Raw genomic sequence first — 542 nt, forward strand, 5'->3', positions numbered from 1 at the left:
GCAAACGTGACAAAGATATCACCCATCCAAATGGTACGAGACGTCGTGCTCGATTCTTTTGAACCCTTAGATGATGAGAGCTTCGAAGTGTTGGAGAAATTTGCTGGACAAAGTTCAATCGCTCAGCTGCTTGAAAAGGGGCAGCAGATTGGGGCAATACCTCTGGATCGTAATCTCCATAACGATGTTTTGATGTATGAAAGGACCGCCCGGTTTCACGAGGCGCTGCAGGCGTACCAAGTCCCAACCCTGCCAATTGAGATACATCAGTTTTATGCCACCGAGGCTCTCTTCAGTTCTCGGGCACGACAAGCTAAGAGTTCATTATGCCCAGAGGCACGTTCGCCTATGCGCGGCTGGGACCGGGTCTTGAGTCCGGAGGCCATTACTGCCGTACCGATTGTAGGCGACCACGTGACGATGATGAGTGTTCTGGAAAACCGCAAGGCTCTGGCCCGAGCCATTTCTACGCCTTTAACCGGGGTTCTTGAAAAAGATCCCTAGCGAACTGCACCGAAGGTTCTGGCACCCAGACGAGGTTC

The 542-nt window shown here is 52.0% G+C and carries 1 protein-coding gene; it reads left to right on the top strand.

Annotated elements, in window-relative coordinates:
• The coding region (locus NKJ12_RS32235) for a hypothetical protein (protein WP_352707763.1) at nt 1–504 on the top strand (504 nt) is incomplete at its 5' end.
• Between the last annotated feature and the right edge of the window lie 38 nt (nt 505–542).

Source organism: Mesorhizobium sp. M0195, from assembly GCF_040322115.1.
Classification (GTDB): Bacteria; Pseudomonadota; Alphaproteobacteria; order Rhizobiales; family Rhizobiaceae; genus Mesorhizobium.